The organism is Variimorphobacter sp. HTMS_6, assembly GCF_059717775.1.
In genome coordinates, this window is sequence record NZ_AP046094.1 from 1430522 (window position 1) to 1455450 (window position 24929).

Annotated in this window: 19 protein-coding genes; 15 read left to right on the top strand and 4 right to left on the bottom strand. The window is 36.6% G+C overall.

Annotated features, from left to right (window positions below; translation table 11 throughout):
• The first annotated feature begins 16 nt into the window (after positions 1-16).
• The 4 genes from AC6IWN_RS06420 to spoIVA all read left to right on the top strand — a co-directional run bounded on the left by AC6IWN_RS06420 (position 17) and on the right by spoIVA (position 4033).
• Complete coding sequence (locus AC6IWN_RS06420) at positions 17-1030, top strand: NAD(P)H-dependent glycerol-3-phosphate dehydrogenase (RefSeq protein ID WP_497991540.1); 1014 nt, start codon at positions 17-19, stop codon at positions 1028-1030.
• Positions 1031-1149: 119 nt separating this feature from the next.
• Entirely contained in the window at positions 1150-1908 is a 759-nt protein-coding gene (locus AC6IWN_RS06425; protein WP_497991541.1) for an inositol monophosphatase family protein, read from the top strand.
• A gap of 105 nt (positions 1909-2013) precedes the next feature.
• Positions 2014-2439, top strand: a complete 426-nt coding sequence (locus AC6IWN_RS06430; protein ID WP_497991542.1) for a hypothetical protein — start codon at positions 2014-2016, stop codon at positions 2437-2439.
• A 115-nt stretch (positions 2440-2554) separates the two neighbouring features.
• Positions 2555-4033, top strand: coding sequence for a stage IV sporulation protein A (gene spoIVA, locus AC6IWN_RS06435; RefSeq protein WP_497991543.1), 1479 nt, complete (start codon positions 2555-2557; stop codon positions 4031-4033).
• A gap of 124 nt (positions 4034-4157) precedes the next feature.
• Here the strand turns inward: spoIVA and AC6IWN_RS06440 are convergent, their stop codons facing one another.
• The gene (locus tag AC6IWN_RS06440) at positions 4158-5006 is read right to left on the bottom strand and encodes an MBL fold metallo-hydrolase (protein ID WP_497991544.1); all 849 of its coding nucleotides are present in this window, start codon (positions 5004-5006) and stop codon (positions 4158-4160) included.
• 578 nt (positions 5007-5584) lie between these two features.
• Between AC6IWN_RS06440 and AC6IWN_RS06445 the strand changes: the two genes are divergently transcribed.
• The 7 genes from AC6IWN_RS06445 (at position 5585) to AC6IWN_RS06475 (ending at position 13959) form a co-directional block, all read left to right on the top strand.
• Positions 5585-7165: an ABC transporter substrate-binding protein gene (locus tag AC6IWN_RS06445; protein WP_497991545.1), complete on the top strand. Its 1581-nt coding sequence runs from the start codon at positions 5585-5587 to the stop codon at positions 7163-7165.
• Positions 7166-7318: 153 nt separating this feature from the next.
• Complete coding sequence (locus AC6IWN_RS06450; protein WP_497991546.1) at positions 7319-8257, top strand: ABC transporter permease; 939 nt, start codon at positions 7319-7321, stop codon at positions 8255-8257.
• An 11-nt stretch (positions 8258-8268) separates the two neighbouring features.
• Complete coding sequence (locus AC6IWN_RS06455) at positions 8269-9066, top strand: ABC transporter permease (protein WP_497991547.1); 798 nt, start codon at positions 8269-8271, stop codon at positions 9064-9066.
• Between the two features lie 13 nt (positions 9067-9079).
• The gene (locus AC6IWN_RS06460) at positions 9080-10093 is read left to right on the top strand and encodes an ABC transporter ATP-binding protein (protein WP_497991548.1); all 1014 of its coding nucleotides are present in this window, start codon (positions 9080-9082) and stop codon (positions 10091-10093) included.
• Positions 10080-11069: an ABC transporter ATP-binding protein gene (locus AC6IWN_RS06465; protein ID WP_497991549.1), complete on the top strand. Its 990-nt coding sequence runs from the start codon at positions 10080-10082 to the stop codon at positions 11067-11069. The genes AC6IWN_RS06460 and AC6IWN_RS06465 overlap by 14 nt, the downstream gene beginning before the upstream one ends.
• A 15-nt stretch (positions 11070-11084) precedes the next feature.
• The gene (locus tag AC6IWN_RS06470; protein ID WP_497991550.1) at positions 11085-12596 is read left to right on the top strand and encodes a nitrogenase component 1; all 1512 of its coding nucleotides are present in this window, start codon (positions 11085-11087) and stop codon (positions 12594-12596) included.
• Positions 12589-13959, top strand: coding sequence for a nitrogenase component 1 (locus AC6IWN_RS06475; protein WP_497991551.1), 1371 nt, complete (start codon positions 12589-12591; stop codon positions 13957-13959). The genes AC6IWN_RS06470 and AC6IWN_RS06475 overlap by 8 nt, the downstream gene beginning before the upstream one ends.
• 193 nt (positions 13960-14152) lie before the next feature.
• Here the strand turns inward: AC6IWN_RS06475 and cysK are convergent, their stop codons facing one another.
• Genes cysK through AC6IWN_RS06490 form a run of 3 tightly spaced genes read right to left on the bottom strand, consistent with a single transcriptional unit; the run spans position 14153 to position 18021 of the window.
• Positions 14153-15100: a cysteine synthase A gene (gene cysK, locus AC6IWN_RS06480; protein WP_497991552.1), complete on the bottom strand. Its 948-nt coding sequence runs from the start codon at positions 15098-15100 to the stop codon at positions 14153-14155.
• Positions 15101-15130: 30 nt separating this feature from the next.
• Positions 15131-16666 carry a nitrogenase component 1 gene (locus AC6IWN_RS06485; RefSeq protein WP_497991553.1) on the bottom strand — a complete coding sequence of 512 codons (1536 nt, stop codon included), beginning with the start codon at positions 16664-16666 and terminating at the stop codon, positions 15131-15133.
• Positions 16667-16677: 11 nt separating this feature from the next.
• Positions 16678-18021, bottom strand: a complete 1344-nt coding sequence (locus AC6IWN_RS06490) for a nitrogenase component 1 (protein ID WP_497991554.1) — start codon at positions 18019-18021, stop codon at positions 16678-16680.
• A gap of 428 nt (positions 18022-18449) precedes the next feature.
• Here AC6IWN_RS06490 and AC6IWN_RS06495 point away from each other — a divergent pair, with 428 nt between their 5' ends.
• The 4 genes from AC6IWN_RS06495 (at position 18450) to mutS (ending at position 24928) form a co-directional block, all read left to right on the top strand.
• Complete coding sequence (locus tag AC6IWN_RS06495; protein WP_497991555.1) at positions 18450-19526, top strand: C40 family peptidase; 1077 nt, start codon at positions 18450-18452, stop codon at positions 19524-19526.
• 308 nt (positions 19527-19834) lie between these two features.
• Positions 19835-21511: a MutS-related protein gene (locus tag AC6IWN_RS06500; protein WP_497991557.1), complete on the top strand. Its 1677-nt coding sequence runs from the start codon at positions 19835-19837 to the stop codon at positions 21509-21511.
• Between the two features lie 131 nt (positions 21512-21642).
• Positions 21643-22119 carry a ribonuclease HI gene (gene rnhA, locus AC6IWN_RS06505; protein ID WP_497991558.1) on the top strand — a complete coding sequence of 159 codons (477 nt, stop codon included), beginning with the start codon at positions 21643-21645 and terminating at the stop codon, positions 22117-22119.
• A gap of 91 nt (positions 22120-22210) precedes the next feature.
• Positions 22211-24928, top strand: a complete 2718-nt coding sequence (gene mutS / locus AC6IWN_RS06510) for a DNA mismatch repair protein MutS (RefSeq protein WP_497991560.1) — start codon at positions 22211-22213, stop codon at positions 24926-24928.
• Position 24929: the final 1 nt, after the last annotated feature.

Below are 24929 nucleotides of genomic sequence, written 5' to 3' on the forward strand. Positions count from 1 at the left end.
AGTAAAGGAGAAACTTATGAGTAAGGTTAGCGTATTAGGAGCCGGGACTTGGGGAACTGCACTTGCAATTTTATTAGCGAACAAGGGTAATGACGTAACAATCTGGACAAAGATTGAAAATGAAGCGAAAGCTTTAAATGAAAATAGAAAAGCGATTAAAAATCTACCGGGAGCCGTACTACCGGAGCAGGTAAAAATCACTTTAAATCTGGAAGAGGCTTGCACCGATAAAGAGATTATCGTGATGGCGGTAGCTTCTCCTTATATCAGAGCAACTGCACATAGCGCGGCACCGTTTATAAAGGAAGGCCAGATATTGGTAAATGTATCAAAAGGGATCGAAGACGGAACATTGTTTACCTTATCTGAGGTATTAAAGGATGAAATTCCTCAAGCGGATATTGCGGTTTTGTCAGGGCCTAGCCATGCTGAGGAAGTAAGCCGTGGTATCCCAACTACGATAGTAGTCGGTGCGGATACACAGCATACCGCGAAATTAATTCAGGATACCTTTATGACGGATGTTTTTCGTGTATACATCAGTCCGGACATTATCGGAATCGAGCTGGGCGCTTCATTAAAGAATGTTATCGCTCTTGCTGCCGGTATCGTAGACGGCTTAGGTTTTGGTGATAATACAAAGGCAGCTTTGATGACCAGAGGAATTGCTGAAATCAGTCGTTTGGGAATGACGATGGGTGGAAAGCTGGAAACCTTTGCAGGTTTATCCGGTATCGGTGATTTGTTCGTAACCTGCACCAGTGTTCATAGCCGTAATTGGAAAGCCGGCAACCTAATGGGACAAGGTAAAACGATGGAAGAGGCCATGAAGGAAGTGAATCAGGTGGTAGAAGGAGTAAATTCTGCAAAAGCTGCACTTGCTTTGGCTCGAAAATACAACGTGGATATGCCCATTGTGGAACAAATCAATATGGTTTTATTTGAAGGAAAAACGACCAAGGATGCGGTAACGGATCTGTTAATGAGAGATCGTAGAAGTGAACATAACTCCCTTGAGTGGGATAAATAATTTTAAAGGCAGCTATGTTGATGTTTAATATGGCTGCCTTTGTTGTAAGTATGACGCTGATACATTATTGAACTGGTAAATAATTTAAGATAGATTAATAGTACTTTTGGGAGGTATCTATGTTAGAAACAATTCAAAAAATCGTTAGAGAAGCAGGAAAGATTATATTAAGTGCCAAGAATATCAATGATGGCATTGAGAGTAAGCAAGGTAGAGCAAACTTTGTAACGCAATATGATGTTGAGGTACAGACATTCTTAATAAAGAAGCTTTCAGAGGAATTCCCTGATGCAGGCTTTATTGGGGAAGAGGGAGATAATAAAGAGGAAGTAAAGGCGGACTATTGCTTTATTATTGATCCGATTGATGGTACCACTAACTTTATCTATGATTATCACCATAGTGCGATATCGGTTGGTTTACAGTATAAAGGAGAAATGGTTCTTGGTGTTGTCTTTAATCCATATCTTGATGAGATGTTTTATGCGGAAAAAGGTAAGGGTGCATTTCTGAACGGTAGAAAAATTAATATATTGAATGAAGGATTGAGTGACGGAATTGTAGGGTTTGGAACAGCTCCGTACTATCGTGAGAAAGCAGACGAGACCTTCACCCTGATAAGAAAGCTTTTTGATCGCTGTCAGGATATCAGACGAACTGGCTCAGCTGCCCTTGATTTATGCTATGTCGCTGCCGGACGCTTTGTTCTGTTTTGCGAAAAAGGAGTCTGCACCTGGGACTATGCAGCCGCATCCTTAATCATCACGGAAGCAGGCGGACGTATCTCAACAATAGAGGGTAAGGAGATGCCGTTCTCTGATATAACCTCCGTGTTAGCTGCTGGACCAATCGCTTTTCAGGAATTTTTTGAACTATAGGACTATGTAGTAGCTTGGCTACAATCTATGACTACATCTTTGGTAAATATTTTCTATGGAATTTTCGCAGCTATAAACAAATGATTAATCAGAGTGGGAATAACAGTGGAGTTGGTTGATGTAACGAAAGATGGAGTATTGGATTTATGCGTCAGCGAATATCATGGAAGTGGTACGGGAGTAGCTGTGTCCGGCCTTTATATGGTTGATTTAAGTAATATGAAAGAACTCAGAGTCATGCATAAAGACAATCAGAAAGTGCGAAAATCAGATGCAATAAAGATAAATCGTTTCTTACAAAAACAAAAGAAGAAATATGATTATTTAAAATGGGTTACTGCAAACCCAGAGCAACAATGGAACCTTATGAGTTATAGTGTTTCACCATCAGGAGTAATTGGTGTCGGTATTGGTATAACTGAGGATAATAGTTTAAGCGGAGAATTTGTTGGGAATGTAGTCGGAACCTACTCATATCGCAATCAAAGTCTTGTTCTGGATAAGGTTTGGTTTGAACCATATACCGAATGACATCAAACAGGATGGAACAAATGCTGTCCCAATATAAATAAAAATATAAAACACAAACATCATAGAATGAAACTACCCTGCATATCTTTAACTATAACCATAAGGAGGTTGCTATATGTTAGGGCAGTTTGATGTTTATAATGATATTCAGGCTAGGACAGGCGGTGAAATATACATAGGTGTGGTAGGGCCGGTCAGAACAGGAAAGTCTACCTTTATTAAGAGATTTATGGATCTCTTAGTGATACCAAGTATTACAGATGTCCATAGCAGAGAGAGAGCAATCGATGAATTGCCACAGTCGGCGGCAGGAAGAATGATTATGACCACGGAGCCGAAATTTATACCAAAGGAAGCTGCCGAAATTACACTTGATAATGACACTAAGGTAAAAATCCGTTTGATTGATTGCGTAGGCTACATGGTTGAAGGAGCTTCCGGTCATTTTGAAGACCAGCATGAAAGAATGGTAAAAACACCTTGGTATGAGCAAGAAATCCCGTTTACCCAGGCCGCTGAATTAGGAACCAAAAAGGTTATTAACGATCATTCCACGATTGGGATCGTTGTTACAACCGATGGTAGCTTTGGGGAACTTCCCAGAGAGAGCTATAAGGCTCCTGAGGAGAAAACGATTACCGAATTAAAGCATTTGGGTAAACCTTTTATCGTACTATTAAATACCGTTAAGCCATATTCGATTGAGACAATTAAGGCGGCGCAGGATCTGTCAGAGGAATACTCGGTTCCCGTTATGCCGGTCAATGCGGAGCAATTAAAGAGAGAAGATATCACCAAAATCATGGAGAATATCTTGTCCGTATTCCCGATTTCTGAAGTTGATTTCTTTATGCCGAAATGGGCAGAGATGCTACCCGCAGATCATTGGCTTAAAATTGATTTGCTTCAAGCGATCAAAGAAATGTTTGAAAACCTGACACAGGTGAAAGATGCCAGAACGAATAATTTTGATACCAACAGCCAATATGTAAAGCGGTTTAAGGTTGATAATGTTGATATGCAGGACGGAACAGTTCGTGTTGATGTTGAGTTTGATGATATGTATTATTATAAGATATTAAGTGATTTAATTGGCGTGCCGATTACCGGTGAGTACCAGTTGATTTCTACATTGAAGGATCTTGCGAACAAGAAATCGGAATTTGAGAAAGTATCCTATGCAACGGATCAGGTGAAAGCAAAGGGATATGGTATTGTTACTCCTGTCAAAGAAGAGATTACGATAGAAGAACCGGAAATTATGAAGCATGGTAATAAATACGGAGTTAAAATTAAAGCTGTGGCTCCGTCCGTTCATATGATTAAGGCAGATATTTTAACCGAAGTTGCTCCGATTGTTGGTAGCGAGGAACAGGCAAAAGATCTGATTAATTATATAAATGAGAATGCAAAGGAAAATCCGGAGGGTATTTGGGAGACTAATATATTCGGAAAGACCGTTCGCCAACTGGTGGATGATGGTATTAATGCAAAAATTAGTAAACTGACGGATGAAAGTCAGATAAAACTTCAAGAGACTATGCAACGTATTATCAATGATAGTAATGGCGGTCTCGTATGCATAATTATTTAACAAATTGTTACAATATGCTGCCCGGTAAACGAGTGAAATCGTACTGTGGCAGCTTTTTTAGTGTAAATATAAGCATACATACCGATTCTCTTAATGTAAATGACTTACACCTGCTATGATATATTTATATATTCTTTGAATTTTTAATGTTATTTTTGCTGTAATATATAGTAGCATTACCTGATCTATGAGCATATAATTCACCATGTTTGAGAAACATATAGTCAGCATTTTCTAATTGATCATCAGAGCCGTTTAGGATCTCAATCGAAGCTTTTTGTAGATCATAGATAAGTCTTAAATTAAATGGGTTGTGAATATGTGCTGCATATATATTTTTAATGCCATTTGATCTAGATTCAAAATGATTTAAAGTGTATAGAAAACTTTCGACACTGAAGGAATCTTTATCAAACCAATGAATATCAGCAATACCATCTCCTGTAAAAGCATATTGATCCTTTTTATTAATGAAAGAGAATGAGCCTCTAGAATGACCAGGCGTGAAAACTGCTTCAAGTTGAACGCTTCCAAGATTAATAATATCACCATCATTTATATTATCGTAATCTAATTTTATATCCTTCACCATATGATCGATTAAGTAATTATAAAGCTCTTTATCATTTATTAGTTGTGATCCTAGAAGTCCAAGCCTTTGTTCAAGTGTTAGGTTATATATGTAACCATGGTCTACTTCATTAAATTCCCTTGTATTCATGTAGACTTTGTCAAATAAAGCATCTGCACCGATATGATCGCCATGACCATGTGTGTGGAGCACGATAACCGGTAGGTTTGTAATTGATTCAACAATATTCCTTAGATTTCCTGATCCAAAGCCGGTATCAATGAGTGCCGCTTTTTCACTACCTATAACCAGGTATATATAAACAGGAAATTCATCTCCAAAGATTTTCTCTTTGATAGAGTACAAATTATAATTTATCTTATTTACTTCATATAGATCCAAAAGTGATACCTCTCTTTCGCTAATTAGATATAATTAAATAATAATAAACCAATTCTTTGTTAAAATAAAATCAGAAAGTACTTATACTTTTTCTGATTTTAAGCATATTTTACAATACTAATAATACATATATGAATAAAATGTGATTGAATAATATCATAGCAATATTATAATGTCAATCTTTGATGTTTTGATTACTTTGAATAATTTTAATGTTATAGTGACATTTAAAATTTTTTATTGTATTTTTTAAATGATTAGGGAATCATATATAAAAATTATTTTTAATTTACAGTTGACAATAAAATTAGAAGATAGTATAGTACTTATAAGATTAAACATACTTAACATACTTTAATAGTATGCTATGTATAGGCGATATTAACAATTTAAACAAAAGAATTAGCTGACTAGATAACTAGAGGCCGTACCAAGATTGGTATGGCCTTTTTGTAGTAGTTTTTAAGGAGGTAAAGGGTATGTGTAAAAAGAGAGCATAGTATTTGGGGAGTAGATTCAGTTGATGAATTGAAATAAAAATTGAAAAAATTTATGTTAAATAAAGGAAGGGAACTAATATGAAGAAACAAAATCGTTTATTAAAATTTACTGCAATACTATTGGTATTAACACTGGGAGTGATAAGTTTGACAGGGTGCTCCGGTAACAAGAGTAAATCAACGGAAGTTACACCAACGAAAGCAGCTTCAACAGCAAGTACAACACCCACAGCTGAGGTTGATGACAGCAAGATTACATACGGAGGAGATTTTGCAACTTATGGATTAAGCGAAGTTTCCAACTTTGATCCTTATGTTACGGTTACAGCAGATGCAAGATCACTTTTCTTTAATATATACGAAGGACTTGTGAAAGTAACAAATGAAGGAGAATTTGAAGGTGCTGTAGCAGAAAAATGGACCATCTCAGATAATGTTAAAACTTATACCTTTACTCTTCGAAACGGTGTAAAATTCCAAGATGAAAGTGTTGTTACAGCAGAAGATGTTCTTTATTCTATAAAAAAAGCAATTGATTCAAAAGTAACCGGTTATGATAAAATTGAAAGCTTTAAGGCGTTAGATGACAAGACTATTGAAATTAAGTTAAAAGAAGCAAATACAAACTTTATTTCAAATCTAACTGCACCGATTGTCAAAAAGGATTATGCAGATAATGGTACCAAACCAATCGGAACGGGACCTTTCAAGTTAAAATCATATACAGCACAGCAAAGTGTTGTACTTGAAAAATTTAAAGATTATTGGAAGACCGGTTTTCCGTATCTGGATACAGTAACGATTAAATTCTCTGCAGATACTTCGGCGCCTCTGTTGGAACTTCAAGCAGGAACTGTGGATAGTGGTAATGTAACCAGTGAAACAAAGTCCACATTAGATGCAAGCAAATATAACTTTATTCAAGTTAATTCAAATGCTGTACAATTACTTGCTTTAAACAATACCTTTAAACCTTTTAAAGATTTGAAAGTACGTCAAGCACTTAATTATCTGATAGATGCAGATGAAATCAAGTCATTGGTAAATGAGTTTGGTGTGAATAATGGAGGAGGACTTATTCCGGGATTAACAAAATATTATAATAGTGATTTGGAAAAAGCTTATCCGAAAGATGTGAATAAAGCAAAAGAGTTACTAAAGGAAGCCGGATATGAAAAAGGTTTCACTTTTACGATTAAAGTTCCTACAGTATATCAAGTTCACATTGATACTGCTGAAGTAATTAAAGAAGAATTGGCTAAGGCAGGTATAACAGCAAAAATCGAAAAAGTAGAATGGGCAGATTGGTTACAAAATGTATACTTGGGTCGTAAATACGAATCCACTATCATATCTCTAGACGGATCAACTGCAGCCCCTGAAAGCTTTTTGTCAAGATATGTATCAAATGCTGGCGACAATTTTGTGAATTTTTCAAGCCCTGCATACGATGGAGTTTATAAAAAAGCTTCTACAACCTTAGATGAGCAAGAGAGAATTAGTTTATATAAAGATGCTCAGAAAGTATTATCGGATGAAGCAGCTAGCGTATTTATACAGGACATTGGCAGTGAAGTCGCTTTAAGTAAGAAATATGATGGTTATACAACATATCCTCTCTATGTTAAGGACTTTTCGACCATTCATTTGGCAAAGTAATAAATTAAAACATTATTAACAAATGTAGCTCACTTCGGTGAGTTGCATTTGTTAATTTAATTGTCCGTTTAAGTAATTAATCAACTATAAAACTATTTTTAGTTTTTCTATTAAATTAAAATCTCACAGAGCTATGTGAAATGGAGATCTATGATGAGATATATATTAAAAAAAACCGGTATTTTACTGGTTACACTTTTTTTGATATCGGTAATTTCATTTACAACATTTAATGTTATTCCAGGTGATACTGCTTTGGTAATTCTGGGAACATCAGCTTCTCAGGAACGACTTGATGATCTTCGAGAAGAGTTAGGTCTAAATAAAAGTCTTCCGGTTCAATATGTTAATTGGGTAACAAAATTTGTTCAGGGGGATTATGGAAATTCGTTGAATTACAGCAAACCAGTTAAATCAATTATTGCGGAACGAATTCCGGTAACAATCTGGCTGGCTATTTTTTCGATTATCATTATCTTGATTATAGCAATTCCCTTGGGTATTCTTACAGCAAAAAAATCAAATTATTTATCAAAATTTCTATTTAATACGGTAACTGTGATAGGAATTTCTGTTCCGAATTTTTTTCTGGCAGTTATCATTATATGGCTATTTGGTTTTAAACTTAAGTTATTTACGATAGGCGGCTATGTTAGTTGGACTGAGAATATAGCCGGATTTGTAAAATTTATGATTTTTCCTGCGATAGCGATTTCAATATCAAGTATAGCTGTATTAGTTAAGTACTTACATACGTCAGTGTTAACAGAATTGAAATCAGATTATGTCCGTACGGCGTATAGTAAAGGAAATACTGAGAATGCAGTTCTTTATAAACATGTGTTGAAAAATTCAATTGTGACAGTTGTTTCACTGATTGGAATGATTATAAGCGGAGTGTTTTCGGGAAGCATTATTATAGAACAAATATTTGGTGTACCCGGTATAGGTAGCTTACTTATCACAGCGGTTAATACAAGGGATTTTCCTTTAACTCAGGTGCTGGTTGTTTATATTGCGTCTATTGTCGTAATTACAAATACTATAGTAGATATCATTGTACAAATAATTGACCCTCGAATTCATATATAAGGAGATTTCGTATGAAGATTAAAGATCTAGAACTTAAATTTGGATTTTTCATTGTTACTTTTATCATTGTGTTAGTTTTTATTGGAATATTTTATACCCCTTACAATATAACAGAAATGCATGTGATGGATAAATTTGCAAAACCATTTACGAAATATCTACTTGGTGCGGATGAGAAGGGGAGAGATATATTAAGTAGGTTGATGGTTGGAGGAAGATATACACTTATAATCGCAAGCTGTACTATTTTAATCAGTATGGGAAGTGGGACTATCATTGGCCTCATTTGTGGTTATAAGGGAGGAATCTTTGATGAAGTTATAATGAGAGTAACGGATGCGATTGCATCCTTTCCTGGTATTTTACTTGGTTTAATTCTTGTGACGATTATCAAGGGTGAGAATATTTCGATTATTCTTGCGTTAAGTATAATGTTTGTTCCTTCCTTTATCCGAATTGTCAGGATGGGTACTCTTCAGTATAAGCAAAGTGATTTTGTAAATCAGATAAGAGTGTTTGGAGGTTCTGATGTTCGTATTATTTTTGTGCATATCCTTCCTAATCTGTTTCCAATAATATTATCATCGGTGGTCGTGGGAATGTCTAATGCTATTCTAGCTGAATCAGGAATGAGCTATCTTGGACTCGGAATACAACCGCCCACACCCAGTTGGGGGAAGATGCTCTACGATGCACAAACAAGCTTGCTTCATGCACCTTGGGGAGCAATTATTCCAGGGTTTGTGATTATGTTAACGGTTATCGGTTTTCACTGTATCGGTGAAGGCATAAGCAAAAAATATTGTTGATCGGAGGTGGATTATGGAGGAGCATGTATTAAGAATACAGAATTTATCAATAGGTGTTCATGCAGATGGTATAAAAGAAAAGACTCCAAAGACTTTATTGGCTGTTGATCATATCGATTTTGATGTCAGAAAGGGTGAAATACTAGGTGTTGTTGGTGAGTCGGGTTGTGGTAAGAGCCTGACTTCTTTATCTATTATGGGACTTTTACCAGAGAAGGTGGAAATAACTGAGGGAAGAATAGTTTTTGATGGAAAAGATTTATTGAGCCAGCCTCAAGATGAGTGGAGAAGATTAAAAGGAAATCAAATATCTATGATTTTTCAAGAACCAATGACTTCTTTAAATCCACTTATGAAAATTGGAAAACAAGTTGCAGAAGCGCTTCGATTACATAAAAGCATAGCAAAAAAAGATATTAATGATGAGGTATTACAAATACTTACAAGGGTTGGATTACGCAATCCGAAAGAAAGTATGGATTCTTATCCTTACCAATTATCCGGTGGTATGAGACAACGTGTTATGATCGCGATGGCAATTATTTGTAAGCCAAAGCTCCTGATAGCAGATGAACCTACTACAGCATTGGACGTAACAATTCAAGCACAGATTTTGAACTTACTAAAAGAGATTAATGTTGAATATGGAACTACAATACTTTTTATCTCACATGATCTGGGTGTTATCAAACAATTATGTGATAGAGTGGTTGTAATGTATGCAGGAAAAATAGCGGAAGAAGGTAGTGTAAGCAATATTTTTCTTCATCCGGTTCACGAATATACCAAAGGATTAATCAATTCGATTCCATCTGCAGCAAAGAAGGGGAAACCTCTAGACTGTATCGATGGTAAAGTTCCTTCCTTAGCAGAGAGAAATTTGGGATGCAACTTTGCCACACGGTGTAAAAATGCTAGAGATGTATGCTTTCAGGAAATACCAAGAAAATTATCCTTAAGCCTAAATCATAGTGTGAATTGTCATTTGGTAAATCCGGAAAGTGAGATGGAATATGTCAGAATATGATAATGTCATAGAATTAATAGATGTGTGTAATGAATATAACAGCTCAACAATAGGAATTCATGGTAAAAGAAAGAAAATGAAAGTATTAAATCATATTAATCTAAATATTCGTAAAAATGAGTTCTTTGGGTTGGTAGGAGAAAGCGGCTGTGGTAAATCTACCTTAGGCAAAGCGATTTTAGGACTTCTAGATTATCAAGGGAAAATCAGCATTGATGGAAAAGTGAGAAATGATAAGAATAAAAAGGATTTTGCAAAAAATATGCAAGCGGTATTTCAAGATCCCTTAAGTGCATTAAATCCTAGAAAAACGATTGGATTTATGCTTGAAGAACCACTAAAAATTCATCATATCGGAACCAAAAGGGAGAGGCTTCAAAGGGTTAATAATATTTTGGAGCTGATAGGTTTAGATGCCAGTTATATTAATCGATATCCCCATGAACTAAGCGGAGGACAGAGACAGCGTGTATGTATTGGGTGTGCATTGATGCTAAATCCTCAGCTGATTATAGCTGATGAAGCAGTATCAGCGCTTGATGTATCGGTCGGTGCTCAAATATTAAATTTATTTCAAGATATTCATAATAAATATGAGTTATCTTTGGTTTTTATATCTCATAATTTGAATGTAGTTTATTACCTTTGTGATCGTATTGCGGTGATGTATCGAGGAAATATTGTAGAAATGGGTAGTGCGGAAGATATTTATAAGCGTCCCCTCCATCCATATACGAGATTATTGTTTTCTGCAATTCCGGATATTGAACAGGAACAAGAGAAACTAGTTGGCGATAATTTAAAGAAGGATGAATTAGAGGAGTCATTACAATGGAAGGCGAATGAATGCCCCTTTCTAAATAAATGTTCCTATGCAAAAGATATATGCAACAGTATGTTGCCGGAACAAATTAATATGGCAATAGAAAATTCTGAACCACATTATGTAAGATGTTTTCTATATTCTAAAACCTAAATAGGAGGAAAACCAATGCCACGAATTAATTTAGCAATCAATCAGGTTGAAACCAGAGAAAACCGCCTTGGTTCTATAACAGGGTTTATCGGAAGTGCAAATGATTTGGTTGTAGCCTGCAGATCAGGTAGATTACAGGACGATACAAGAGATTTTACGCAGTGTATGGGGTGTAATGCAAGTCATGCATTTTGTCAGCTGGCAATGATAAAAGATGTAGCAGTTATTAATCATGCACCAATTGGATGTTCTGGTAATTTTTTTGGTATGAATTTTATATATAAATTCGGTCAGCTAAACCGAGGGGCCTTAAAATCAGTGCAGGGAAGATATTTTAATACCAATATTGATGAAAGCGATGTTGTATTCGGAGCATCTGGAAAGCTGATATCAACGATACAGGAAGCCTATGATAGAGTACATCCGAAGGCTATCTTTATAACTTCCTCCTGTGCCTCCGGTATTATAGGAGAAGATATTGATGCAATTGCGGATCAGGCTTCGGAGGAATTAAATATTCCGGTGGTATATTGTAGTTGTGAAGGATTTCGTACTAAGATTTGGACCACAGGGTTCGATGCAGCATACCATGCCATTATGAGAGGGATTGTGAAGCCTCCAAGAGAGAGAAAAAAAGTAATTAATGTGATTAATTTTTGGGGTAGTCATTCCTTTGATTCATTATTTAATAAGCTTGGATATAAAGTGCAATACCTGGTACCATTTACTAGTGTTGAAGATTTGGAATATATTTCAGAAGCTACGGCGACAATACAAATTTGTAATACACTTGGAACTTACCTTGCTCAAGCTTTAGAGCAAGAATATGGTGTGAAGGCAATTACCGCTCCGGCTGGTTATGGATTAATCGGTACAGATATTTGGGCGAGAGAAATTGGAAGAGTCCTTCGACAAGAAAAAGAAGTGGAGGATTGGATTCAAGAGGAGAGAAATAAAATCATACCTCAAATCGAAAAATATAAAACGTATTTTAGTGGAAAAAAAGCATATGTCACCGCTGGAGCAGCGCATGGCCATGCACTTATCTCTATGCTTCGAGATTTGGGCTTTGCCGTGGATGGAGTAGCGATTTTTCACCATGATCCTAAATTTGATTATTCTGATAACCCATCGGATTCGGATGCATTAGAGCAGATAGTAAACCATTCTGGTGATATTAAAAATTATAATGTATGTGGGAACCAGGATTATGAAATATTAAATGCTTTGTTAAAAGCAAATCCAGATGTTGTTGTTTCTAGACATGGAGGTGTGGGGATTACTGCGGCAAAACTTGGAATTCCATCGTTACCTCCAATGGATGAGCAGTTTATCTTTGGATATGAGGGGATTTTACATTTTGCACTAAAACTATACGAAATAATAGAATATGATGAATTTGTAAGATTTTATGCAAATCATACAAAATTACCATATACCCAATGGTGGCTAGAACAAAATCCTTATTCCTTTTTGAAGAAGGGAAAAGTAAAAGGATTACAGGAAAGGGAGAATTGCAGTGTATAAAGGAGTTGAACAGTCAAGATATAGTTGTGCTATGGGAGCACAACAAACGGTATTAGCAATTAAGCGAACGGTACCAATCCTTCATTCTGGTCCCGGTTGTGGAGATCATGTAGAAGGTCTTTTGGGGCATGCATCAGCAATCTACTCTGGAGCAGTTCCGTGTACCAATGCGAATGAAAGTGATATAGTCTTTGGCGGACTGGATAAGTTGAAAAAAGTAATAGATGGTTCCTTTCAGGTGATGGATGCAGATTTGTATGTGGTTTTAACTGGTTGTACTTCTGATATTGTTGGTGATGATGTGGAAAGTATCGTGTTGAATTATCAGGAAGAAGATAAACCTATTGTATATTTGGAATCTGGTGGATTTAAAGGAAGCAACTTTTCTAGTCATGAAGATGTTGTAATTGCAATCATAGATCAATATGTAGATAAATTTATCAAATGCAAAACAGTAAAAAAGGGGTTAATTAATGTGTTTTGTTCTGTGCCGACTCAAAATGTATTTTGGAAAGGTGATTGCAGTGAGATAAAGAATCTACTTACAAAGCTAGGGTTTGAAGTGAACATATTGTTTGGAATAGAATCCGATGGCATTGATGAATGGAAGACAATACCCAATGCTGAATATAATATTGTAATAAACTCTTGGAATGGTGTAAAAATAGCGAAGCATTTACAAAAAAAATATGATACACCATATTTCCATTTCCCTTATTTACCCGTGGGGGCTATAGCTACAAGTAAGTTCATTATTGAATTAGGAGAGTATACAAATCTTCAAAAGGAGAAAGTGGAAGCTGTTATTCGATCTGAAGAAGAAAGGTACTTTGACGCACTAGATAATATCGTTGCATTTTTACAACAAATGCGATTTATGTTGCCTGAAATTTATTACACAATCGCTGATTCTAGTTTGGTTATCGGAATAAATCAATTTTTGATTAATGAACTTGGCTTAGAGCCTGCTAAACAGTTTATAATTGATTTACCTCCGGAACCTTATGAGAGAGAAATCAAGGAGTTGGCTAAAAAAATAGCTGGAAAAAGAACAATTGATATTAAATTTTGTGCTGATGGCGGGAATGCACAGAGAGAGATTACGAAACATCGCAATCAAAAACATGAGTTTGACTTATATACTTTTTCAGAGGAGGAAAGATCAAATCATTCCGTGCGCGCAGGGCTTATATTCGGGTCGGCTTGGGAGAAAACACTTTCAGAGGAGTTGAACTTGGAATTTATATCAGTAGCGCCACCTGCTTTTTATCGTACCATTTTAAGCACTACCTATTTTGGGTATAATGGAGGATTAAGACTTGCAGAAGATATATATAATAAGGTGTTGGAGAAGTTTAGTTAAGTAGATATGGTTATATAAATGAATACAATAAACGATTGAGTAGAAGGTATAATTGATTTATACATAAATTAAGGGCTGTTTCATAACAAATATAACGTTCTTATATGTTATTATTTGATTTGAAACAGCCTTAAATGATATCTATGATATAAAATACATTTATTATGAAGCACACGATACAGATTGCATATGACTATTTATATTTTCTCTGGTATTGAAAGAGCTCAGTCGACAGATAACGTTCTCCGGTATCTGGCATTAGTGTAACAATAATTTTATCTTTGTTTTCTGGACGAAAGGCAATGCGTGTCGCTGCATAAGCGGCAGCACCGGAAGAAAAGCCTACAAGAAGTCCCTCGCGTCTAGCGAGTTCCTGACTTGTAAGGATTGCATCTTCGTTTCTCACCTTATAGATTTCATCAACTATATCAGGATTAAAGTTATCGGGTATAAATCCTGGTCCTATCCCTTGTATTTTATGAGCACCCGGTAAATTACCTGATAAAACTGCTGAGCTTAAAGGTTCGACAGCTATGATTTGAATGAAAGGATTTTTTTCTTTTAGGGCTGCACCTACACCGGAGATTGTTCCACCCGTACCAACTCCGGCTATGAAAATATCAACTTTTCCTTCTGTGTCATTCCAAATTTCTTGTGCGGTTGTTATTTTGTGTACGTTTGGGTTTGATTTGTTTTTAAATTGATGTGGAATAAATGAATTAGGTATTTGAGCATTTAATTCATTGGCTTTATCAATGGCACCTTTCATTCCTAACGAACCAGAAGTTAGCACTAGCTCTGCTCCTAATGCACTAAGAAGATTTCTTCGTTCAAGACTCATCGTTTCTGGCATTGTAAGAATTAACTTATAGCCTTTTGCGGCCGCAACGAATGCAAGCCCTATACCGGTATTACCGCTTGTAGGTTCAATTATGATGGAATCTTCTGTTAAGATTCCGGATTCTTCTGCATCTCGAATCATTGCATAACCTACACGATCTTTAACACTGGATAGTGGATTAAAGTATTCCAGCTTTAATTGTAAATCAGCTGGGATTTGAAAGTGCTCAATATAATTTTGAGGGCGAAGTAGCGGTGTATTACCGATTAATTCTATTAAACTATTCACAGCCTTTGGCATATCGTTCTCTCCTATATTTTTCATTGTTTACTATGTGCGTTTTGCTTTCTTCTCTCTGGTTTTGATGTATTTGAATGGATTTTCATCAAACCATTGATCTTTGTATGGAAGCTTTGTATACTCGGATAAATTCTTATTAAAAGCATTATTGCTGGTTACTCTAACAAGCTTTCTGGCTAATTCATAAGCACCCCTATATCCTAAAAATGCCGATGAGACCAAAAATATCGGGAAAGTAGGGATACCATGTCGTGCTGCCCAACCATTTAATTCTACATGGCCGATATAAATATCTGGTTTTAATTTTCTTAAAAGATTGGCTTGCTCAAATTCCTGTGCAGTTGCTACGCTGTAATTTAGCTCAGTATCATTTTCCAACTCTTCAAGGAGTTCATCAGCAAAAAAATCGTAATGATAACCTTTGATCCCAATTATTTTCATACCGAGCTCTTCTTTTAAAAATTGTGCGGTAGCTAAAGTTCGAATGGATCCTCCGGTTAGGTAAGCACTCTTACCTTGTAATTCGTTTTTAAATGGTGTTAATGCTTCTTTTAAGTTCTTTTCTTCCTGTGTTATTAGTAATTCCGCTCGTTCTTTTATCCCAAAAAATTCCGCAATATCTAATATCCATTTTTGGGTATTTGTAATACCGACAGGCAATGTACGATATAGATATGGTGTACCATATAATTCTTTTAAATGACCGCTGAAGTAATCATCATGAGTTGGACAAACACTCACATTTAGAGCAGCTTCGTTAATGGTTTCAAAGTCACTTGGACGGGAGTAACATGGATAAATGCGAACGTTTAGGTCAAGTGCTGTCAATAAGCGAGTTAATTCAAGCTCATCATCTCTACTTATCGAAGACATATTGAAGACATTGACCGTACGGCTCTTTTGAAGTTTTTGTTTAAACTGTTCTATTTCATTTATTAATGTAGGCTCGTCGTAATCTTCAAATTTCTTTTGCATCATTGTTCTTAAGATTCCATGATACACTGCATCATAGGCAGTGGCATTAATGGAAGTTCGAAATCCTGCACAATGAATTGGTACTAATTTTGCTGATGTTTGAGGTTGAAGGGATGAGAGAATAGCTTCTATATCATCGCCAATTAACGAGGGAACGCAGGTACTCACAACCATAATAGCCTGTGGCTGAAACTCCTTATCTGCATACGCAATAGTCTCTCGCAATTTCTTTTCACCACCGCTAACGACATCATTGGAATCTAGGTTTGTACTTAACCACAAAAGACCTGATGCGTTAGGATCTCTTAAGCGTTGTACAGTTCTGGTTGTTCCTGCACTGAATATATTAGCCCCGCCACAACCGATAGGGCCGTGAATTATTATAGCGATATCTAGCATTGTATTTATTATGGAAGAACTTAAATATAACTGGCAACCCTGTGTTTGGGTAAAATCTCGGTCAGCATATTTTGTACAATTGCAGTTGTTCTTAAGGTCGGAACAGCTACCGCCGTAAGCACAACCGGCACTAAGACGGTCTTCGCGTTTCGGAGGCTCACTTGTACTTAGATAATTGTAATTCAAATTCATATTATACCTCCTTATCTTGCACTTACAAGTGCTGAAAATATATCTTCGGCCAAAGTCAGACCACCTTCATAGCCAGTATAACCTCTGCTTAAAATAACCTTATTAGTAATTGGATAGGTAACAGGGATAAGTGGAATGTTTAGATCGGTAGCTAGATCAAGTTCAAAGGTACTGCCCAGAATTGCTGCGGGAGTCATTTTATTATAATAAATAGGATTATTATCTTTATGCCAATGTTTCCGGATATGCTTGATGTTTTCAGAAAGATTTTGCTCAAATATTATTTCGAGATTCTTCTTGTTTTTTATTAATGAAGAGCGGGAAAGTACAATATTCCTTATTTTTTGATCTTCGACTTGATCAACTAATATTGTTAATTCTGCGAGCCAGCCTAGGTCATCCGCAAGAAATCTTGTTAAGGGAAGGGCAAAGTTTGAATCTCCAACTACAATTGAATAACGCTGCATATCAAAATCATTGTATAGATCAGCTAGACGAACCAGATATCCGAAATATTTTAGTTTCTCATTATGTTTTATTTGTTCTGCTAAGATTTTGTCTAAATTAAGTGCAGATGTAACTTCGTCGACTAATTGATCAGATGCACTTGCACCGATTGGTAGAGGGAGCGTGAGATAAGGAGTATTGAATTTTTTCTTGAATATTTCCGCTGCACTGATACCATATACATCTGAGAATACAATATTGAGGGATGCCGACCCACAATTTTTTAGGTTTTCTAATGTTTCGTCATCACCAAAGAAAGTATTTACTTTTAAACCGAGTTTTTCAAGTAGACTTTTGATATTTCTTAAGTTCCCTTTATAAAAAGCATCCTGTATAGGGACCACCCCTAATATATTAACCGTTTTGCTTTCTTTTTGATGGGGGACAGTGACATATTCCTGAAATAGAGTCTCCATAACAATATCATAACCAACATAGGAACTGCCCTTAAATCCGGCAGTCTCTGAAGCAATAATAGGAACATCTTCGTCAACAAATTCATTAACAACAGAATGAATACTATCGCCGATCATTTCAACTGTACAACCGGAAACAACGAAGTAAAGATCTGCTTCTACAATAGAAAGGGTATTTTCGATCTCGGTTCGTAATTTATCTTCACCACCGAAAATGACATCTTTTTCACATAAATTTGTACTGGGTAGAGCTAGGCCGCCGCAATAACCACTTCCGAAATATCCGGCGCCTCCATTGATAGCAAAAGAAAGATTTAAACCACATCCAGGTCCGGAATGCAGGATTGGAACTACTTTTAGCAAAGCATTTAGCGTTGCAATGGCACCACCTAGAGCGCAAGTGTATTTTGGCCTGTCGACAAAGCTTTTCATTATAACACCTCATTAAATTAATATTTTACTTTAGCTTCATAATATATAATATATAATACATATATGTGATATATGATAATTATACTATAGTTTATATTGTTGTCAATAGATAAAGCTTATTATTGGAAGAAATTTGTATGCATAATTATTTAACAAATTGTTACAATATGCTGCCCGGTAAACGAGTGAAATCGTACTGTGGCAGCTTTTTTATGTTAATTTAGTGTAAAATTACCAAATACTGAAATATTTATGACATATAGTTGACAATATTTAAGGGGTTTGCTATAATACTAACGTAACATATTTAATATTTGTGTAACAATTATGTTAACAAATATTTACGTACCACATCTTGTATACTTTATGTAACGTATGGGATGACATAAAAGTTCTATTATTATCAATAATGATTTGGAGGACATAATATGAGGAAACTTTTAAAGATTTCCTTGGCATGTGTAGCAGGTTTGTTAGTGTTCGCAGCCAATCCCAAAACAGCATTCGCATATGAAGAAGGCGTTGCAGGTTTCGTATATGATAAGGATACCAACAATACAGATGAGAAGTCCGATAGCACAACATTGTTAAGTATGTCTGATAGCGAATTACCGATACCGGGTTATAACAATCTGGCGATGGCGAATGTAGACACAAACCTAATGATACGTTCCGGTGCGGGTGAAACATACAAGGTTAAGGGAAAGTTACCTAAGAATGGTGGATGTGAAATATTAAAATCCAACAAGGACGGATGGACTAAGATTTCCGCTAGAACATCAAACGGTAGTGTTGTAGGTTATGTAAAGAGTGATTATCTGATTACTGGTGATGAAGCACTTCGTAAGGCTAAAAAAGTCGGTAATTATGTAGCGAAAGCGATTACGGATGGTCTTAATATCAGAGATAAGGCTTCTACTGATGCAACAGTCATTGATCAGATGGCGAAGGGCGAAGAATTAGTAGTAATTGATTCTAAGGTCTCAACAGATGATAGCGAACACAGTGATTGGGTTAAGGTGGCGGTTGATAGTGATGATGCAGATAATGATACTGCTTATGTAGCGAAAGAATATGTTAAAATTACATTTGAATTGGCTCGTGCAGTTACTATTCAGAAAATAAAGTACGGTTCAGAGGTATCTTCTGTCCGTGTTAGATTGATTGATGCAGCGAAAGATCATCTTGGTGAATCCTATGTTTGGGGTGGAACCAGATTAGGCGCTGGTGTGGATTGCTCCGGTTTTACTCAGGCTTTATATCGTAGGATGGGATATAGCATTCCTCGTACTTCCAGAAGTCAGGCAGCCGGAGGACGTCGAATCTCTGCTTCTGAATTAAAACCTGGTGATCTTGTATTCTACGGAAGTTCCAGATATATCAATCACGTAGCTATGTATATCGGCAACGGTAGGATTATTCATGCAAGTAATCCGAGAGACGGTATAAAAATATCCCCTATGTATTACAGATCCCCTGTAAAATATGTTCGGTATATTAAATAGTGAATTTATCCTCATATGAAACTGTTTTGTACAGGAGAAGCACGCTAAGCGGGTTTCTCCTGTTATTTCGTTTTGTGAGCGACAGACGGTCCAATTAGGGAGGAACAAAACGTAATAGACGCATGCAGTTGCTCCCGAAAATTAAGCTTGTTTTTCCAACCAGCCGCATCTCTATTCAATGAGTGCTTTTGGTCGTCCCTTAGCGGAGCATCTACATTCAAAATCCGATTCTGTGTTGACAGCCCATCCATAGAATTTTATAATAGCCGTAATGGATTTTATTATGAAATTGGGATTGGAGAAAAATGATGCCGTATATTTTTATTATATTAGTGATTATATTGGGACTTGTGATTATGAGCTTATGGAACGAATATAACCTAACAAAGAAAATAAAAATCAGATTGATGAAAGAATGGGGAGATGTTCCTGAAGAGGAATATACCTCGGAGAAGATGACATCCTTAAAAGCATATTATCAGTCAGTGATGGACCCCAATCTGGATGTTGATGATATTACCTGGAACGATATCGATATGGATGAAATCTTTATGCTGATGAATAATACTCAGTGCTCCGTTGGTGAAGAATATCTGTATGCGCTTCTTCGAAAACCTAGTTATTCGAATGAGGAATTACAAGAGCGAAATCGTCTGATAAAGTTCTTTTCTCAAAATGAAGAAACCAGAATTACACTTCAGACGAAATTACGCCAGATCGGTAAGATTACCAGAATATCGGTATATGAATATATTAATCGACTTCGTGATCAAAAGGCGAAAAGCAATATCGGTCATTATCTAATGTTATTGGGTTTGTTTGCGTCAATCGGACTTATCTTTATTCAGCCTGGTTTAGGTGGAATATGTACTGTTTTCATTATTGTGAACAATATCATTCAATATTACAAAGAAAAGGCTGAGATAGAGAATTATCTGATTGTTGTTGCATTTATCTTTCGACTTCTTGATGGTAGTAAGGAGATTGTTAAGCTAGATATTAATGAGATACAATCCTATACAGATTGTATCAAGCAGGACGCGGATAAGTTTAACAAGTACCGAAGAAGTGCAGTATTGCTCACTCCTAAGAAAGCAAGTGGATCATTGGCGGATTTGATTTTGGATTATATCCGTATGTTTACCCATATTGACTTGATTATGTATAACTCCATGTTGAGTTTTCTGCAATCCAATAAGGATACATTAAATCGAATCTTCATGAATATTGGAGTACTTGATAGCATGATTGCAGCAGCTTCCTTCCGTGATTATATAGATTATTATTGCGAACCGGAGCTGATGAAAAAAGCGGAGCCATTTATCAAGGTGAATGATTTGTATCATCCACTTTTGGAATCTCCGGTTGTAAACTCTATCTCAGAGAATAGATCGGTTCTTCTTACAGGATCCAATGCATCAGGAAAATCAACTTTTATTAAAACGCTTGCGATTAATGCGATATTAGTACAAACTATATTTACCTCGATTAGTAAAAGTTATTATGGTAGCTTTTTTAAAGTTTTTTCTTCAATGGCGCTTCGAGACAATATTCTTACCAAAGAAAGCTATTATATTGTAGAGATTAAATCCTTAAAGAGAATTCTGGATCAAGTAAATGAGGAAGTGCCAACCCTTTGCTTTATTGATGAAGTTTTAAGAGGAACGAACACGCTTGAGAGAATCGCCGCTTCTTCTAGAATATTATCTTCACTGGCATGTAGGAATACGTTGGTATTTGCTGCTACCCATGATATAGAACTGACTCATATTCTGGAGAATGACTATTCAAATTATCATTTTCAGGAACGGATTGAGGAAGATAATATTATCTTTGATTATAAATTGTATCAAGGAAAAGCAATTTCGAAAAATGCAATTAAGTTACTAAATATGCTCGGATATCCAAAGAATATTATTCAGTCTGCAGAGGATGCTGCTGAAGAATTTTTAGAAAAGGGCGAGTGGAGTATGGTGAATGATTAAAATCATTCACCTTGCTGGTTTGTGTCTGCGTAATCCTCGACACAAACCAGAGACTAAGGGAACACGAATATAAAATGGAAATTTTATATTAGAAAAGAATAGGATTTTGCAGGAAATCATGGAGGAATAAGATGGATATTAAGATATATACCGATGGTTCGGCAAGAGGAAATCCGGATGGACCGGGCGGGTACGGAACGATTTTGGTATATGTGGATTCCAAAGGAGTTACACATGAGAAGGAGTTAAGTGCAGGCTTTAAAAAGACGACAAATAACCGAATGGAGCTTTTGGCTGCAGTGATTGGGCTGGAGGCTTTGAATAAGCCGTGCAATGTCGTGATTTACTCGGATTCCCAGTATCTTGTGAAGGCATTCAATGAACATTGGATTGATGGGTGGATGAAGAAGGGCTGGAAAAGAGGGAAAAATGAGCCGGTTAAGAACGTGGATCTCTGGAAGAGATTACTCGTGGCTATGGAACCTCACAGGGTTAGCTATGAATGGGTGAGAGGACATAACGGACACCCGATGAATGAGCGATGTGATGTCCTCGCAACAACAGCAGCGGATGGAACTGATTTGCTGGACGATGTACAAACTGAATAATGAAATAAACGATTCAAACCGTTGCAATCAATTATCTTTATGATATAATTGTAATGGTTTTGTTTATTATACAAAGGAAAGGAAATTCACCATGACTCAATTAACCCCGCTTATGCAGCAATATTTGCAAATCAAGGAGCAATATAAGGACTGTATCTTGTTTTATCGATTGGGTGATTTTTACGAGATGTTCTTTGAAGATGCCCATACCTGTTCGAAGGAGTTAGAGATTGCGTTAACAGGAAAAAGTATTGGACAGGAAGAACGTGCTCCGATGTGCGGTATTCCTTTTCACGCAGTGGAAGGGTATTTAAGTAAATTAATTGGTAAAGGTTATCGCGTTGCGATTTGCGAGCAGGTGGAAGATCCGAAGCAAAGTAAGGGAATTGTAAAGCGTGAAGTTGTTCGTATTGTAACACCCGGAACGAATTTAAATACACAGGTACTGGATGAAACAAAGAATAATTATTTGATGGCAGTCGTACATACGACGAATGCCTATGGGATATCTATCGTTGATATTACAACAGGAGATTATTATGTTACTGAGGTGGACACGGAACGTAAACTGATGGATGAGATCTATAAATGGTCTCCTTCAGAAATAATCTGTAACGACACCTTTTTTGTATCAGGAATTAATATTGATGCATTAAAAAATATCAGTAATCTAACCTTGTCTCCGATTGAACCCTGGTATTTTGATGATGAATTATGTGTTAGGGCATTGAAGGAGCATTTTAATGTAGGAACCCTAGATGGTATGGGTTTAAAAGATTATTCGATCGGGGTGATCGCGGCGGGCTGTGTTATGCAGTTTTTACGTGAGACTCAGAAGAATTCTTTATCCCATATCACGAAGTTAACCCCTTATACTTATGAAAAATACATGCTGCTCGACAGCTCTACGGTTCGTAATCTGGAATTAACCGAGACAATGAGAGAAAAGCAAAAGAAGGGCTCCCTGCTATGGGTTTTGGATAAAACCAAAACAGCTATGGGTGCGAGACTTCTCAGAAGTTATATGGAGCAGCCATTAATCGATTTTGATATGATTAACCAGAGGCTGGATGCTGTGAATCAGCTAAAAGATAATATGATCACAAGGGAGGAGATAAGAGAATATCTTAATCCAATCTATGATCTGGAACGCCTTATGAGTAAAATTAGTTATAAAAGTGCAAATCCCCGCGATTTGATTTCATTTCGCTCCTCGTTGTCGATGTTACCGCATATCAAATTCTTAATGCAGAATTTTGAATCTGCTTTATTGCAGGATATTTATGAAGAATTAGATCCGTTAGAGGATATATTTGCGTTAATTGAAAAGGCGATTGAAGAAGAGCCTCCTTTAACCGTAAAAGAGGGTGGAATCATCAAGGAAGGCTACCATGAGGAGGTAGACCGTCTTCGAAAGGCTAAGACAGAGGGTAAGGATTGGCTTATGGATCTGGAGGCGAAGGAACGAGAGGCAACAGGAATTAAGAATCTGAAGATTAAGTATAACAGAGTATTCGGTTATTACCTTGAGGTTACGAATTCCTATCAAAATCTCGTACCGGAGAACTGGATCAGAAAGCAGACTCTTGCGAATGCGGAACGTTATACCACCCCGGAATTAAAGGAGCTTGAGGATATTATTCTAGGTGCCGAGGACAAGCTGTTTTCGCTGGAGTATAATTTATTTAGCGAGATCAGAGATCAGATATCTCTCGAAGTAAAACGAATTCAACAATCTGCTAAAGCAATAGCAAGAATAGATGTATTTGCTTCTCTGGCATTGGTTGCGGAACAGAATAATTTTGTTAAACCAAATATGAATACAAGTGGTGCGATTCATATCAAAAATGGTAGACATCCGGTTGTGGAACGAATGATATCTCATGATATGTTTGTGTCAAATGATACCTTACTAGACAATAAGCAGAATCGGGTTTCGATAATCACAGGACCGAACATGGCTGGAAAGTCCACCTATATGCGTCAAACTGCATTAATTGTATTGATGGCACAGCTGGGTAGTTATGTGCCTGCAGATTCCGCTGAGATTGGAATCGTGGATCGTATCTTTACCCGCGTTGGAGCTTCCGATGATTTGGCAAGCGGACAGAGTACTTTCATGGTGGAGATGACGGAGGTTGCAAATATTCTCCGTAATGCTACAAAGAACAGTCTGCTCATCCTTGATGAGATCGGACGAGGAACCAGTACCTTTGACGGATTAAGTATAGCATGGGCGGTGGTAGAGCATATTGCAAGTAGCTCTATTCTTGGTGCAAAGACTTTGTTTGCCACGCATTATCATGAACTGACGGAGTTAGAGGGACGTCTTGAAGGTGTGAATAATTATTGTATCGCTGTAAAAGAACAGGGAGAGGATATTGTCTTCCTTCGTAAGATCGTAAAGGGCGGTGCAGATAAGAGCTATGGTATTCAGGTGGCAAAGCTTGCCGGGGTGCCTAGTGCCGTATTAAAACGAGCATCAGAAATTGTTTTAGAGTTATCCGGTAATGATTTGGCTCTGAAGGCCAGAAATGTAACAGTTCCTGAGGCGGCTGCTACACAGGAAGAGCTTTTACAGGAAGCACTTAATCTGGAAGAGCTATTGGTAGAACCCGATAAACAGGATGCGGCGGAAGGCAAAAAGGGAAGAAAGTCAAAGGATATGAATCAATTTTCCATATTCTCTGTTTGTGACAATGAGGACATCATCGGAGAGCTTCGTGATATGGATATTGCAAATCTCACACCGATGGATGCAATGAATAAATTATACCAGATTCAAAAGAAAATCAAGGATCGAATCTAGA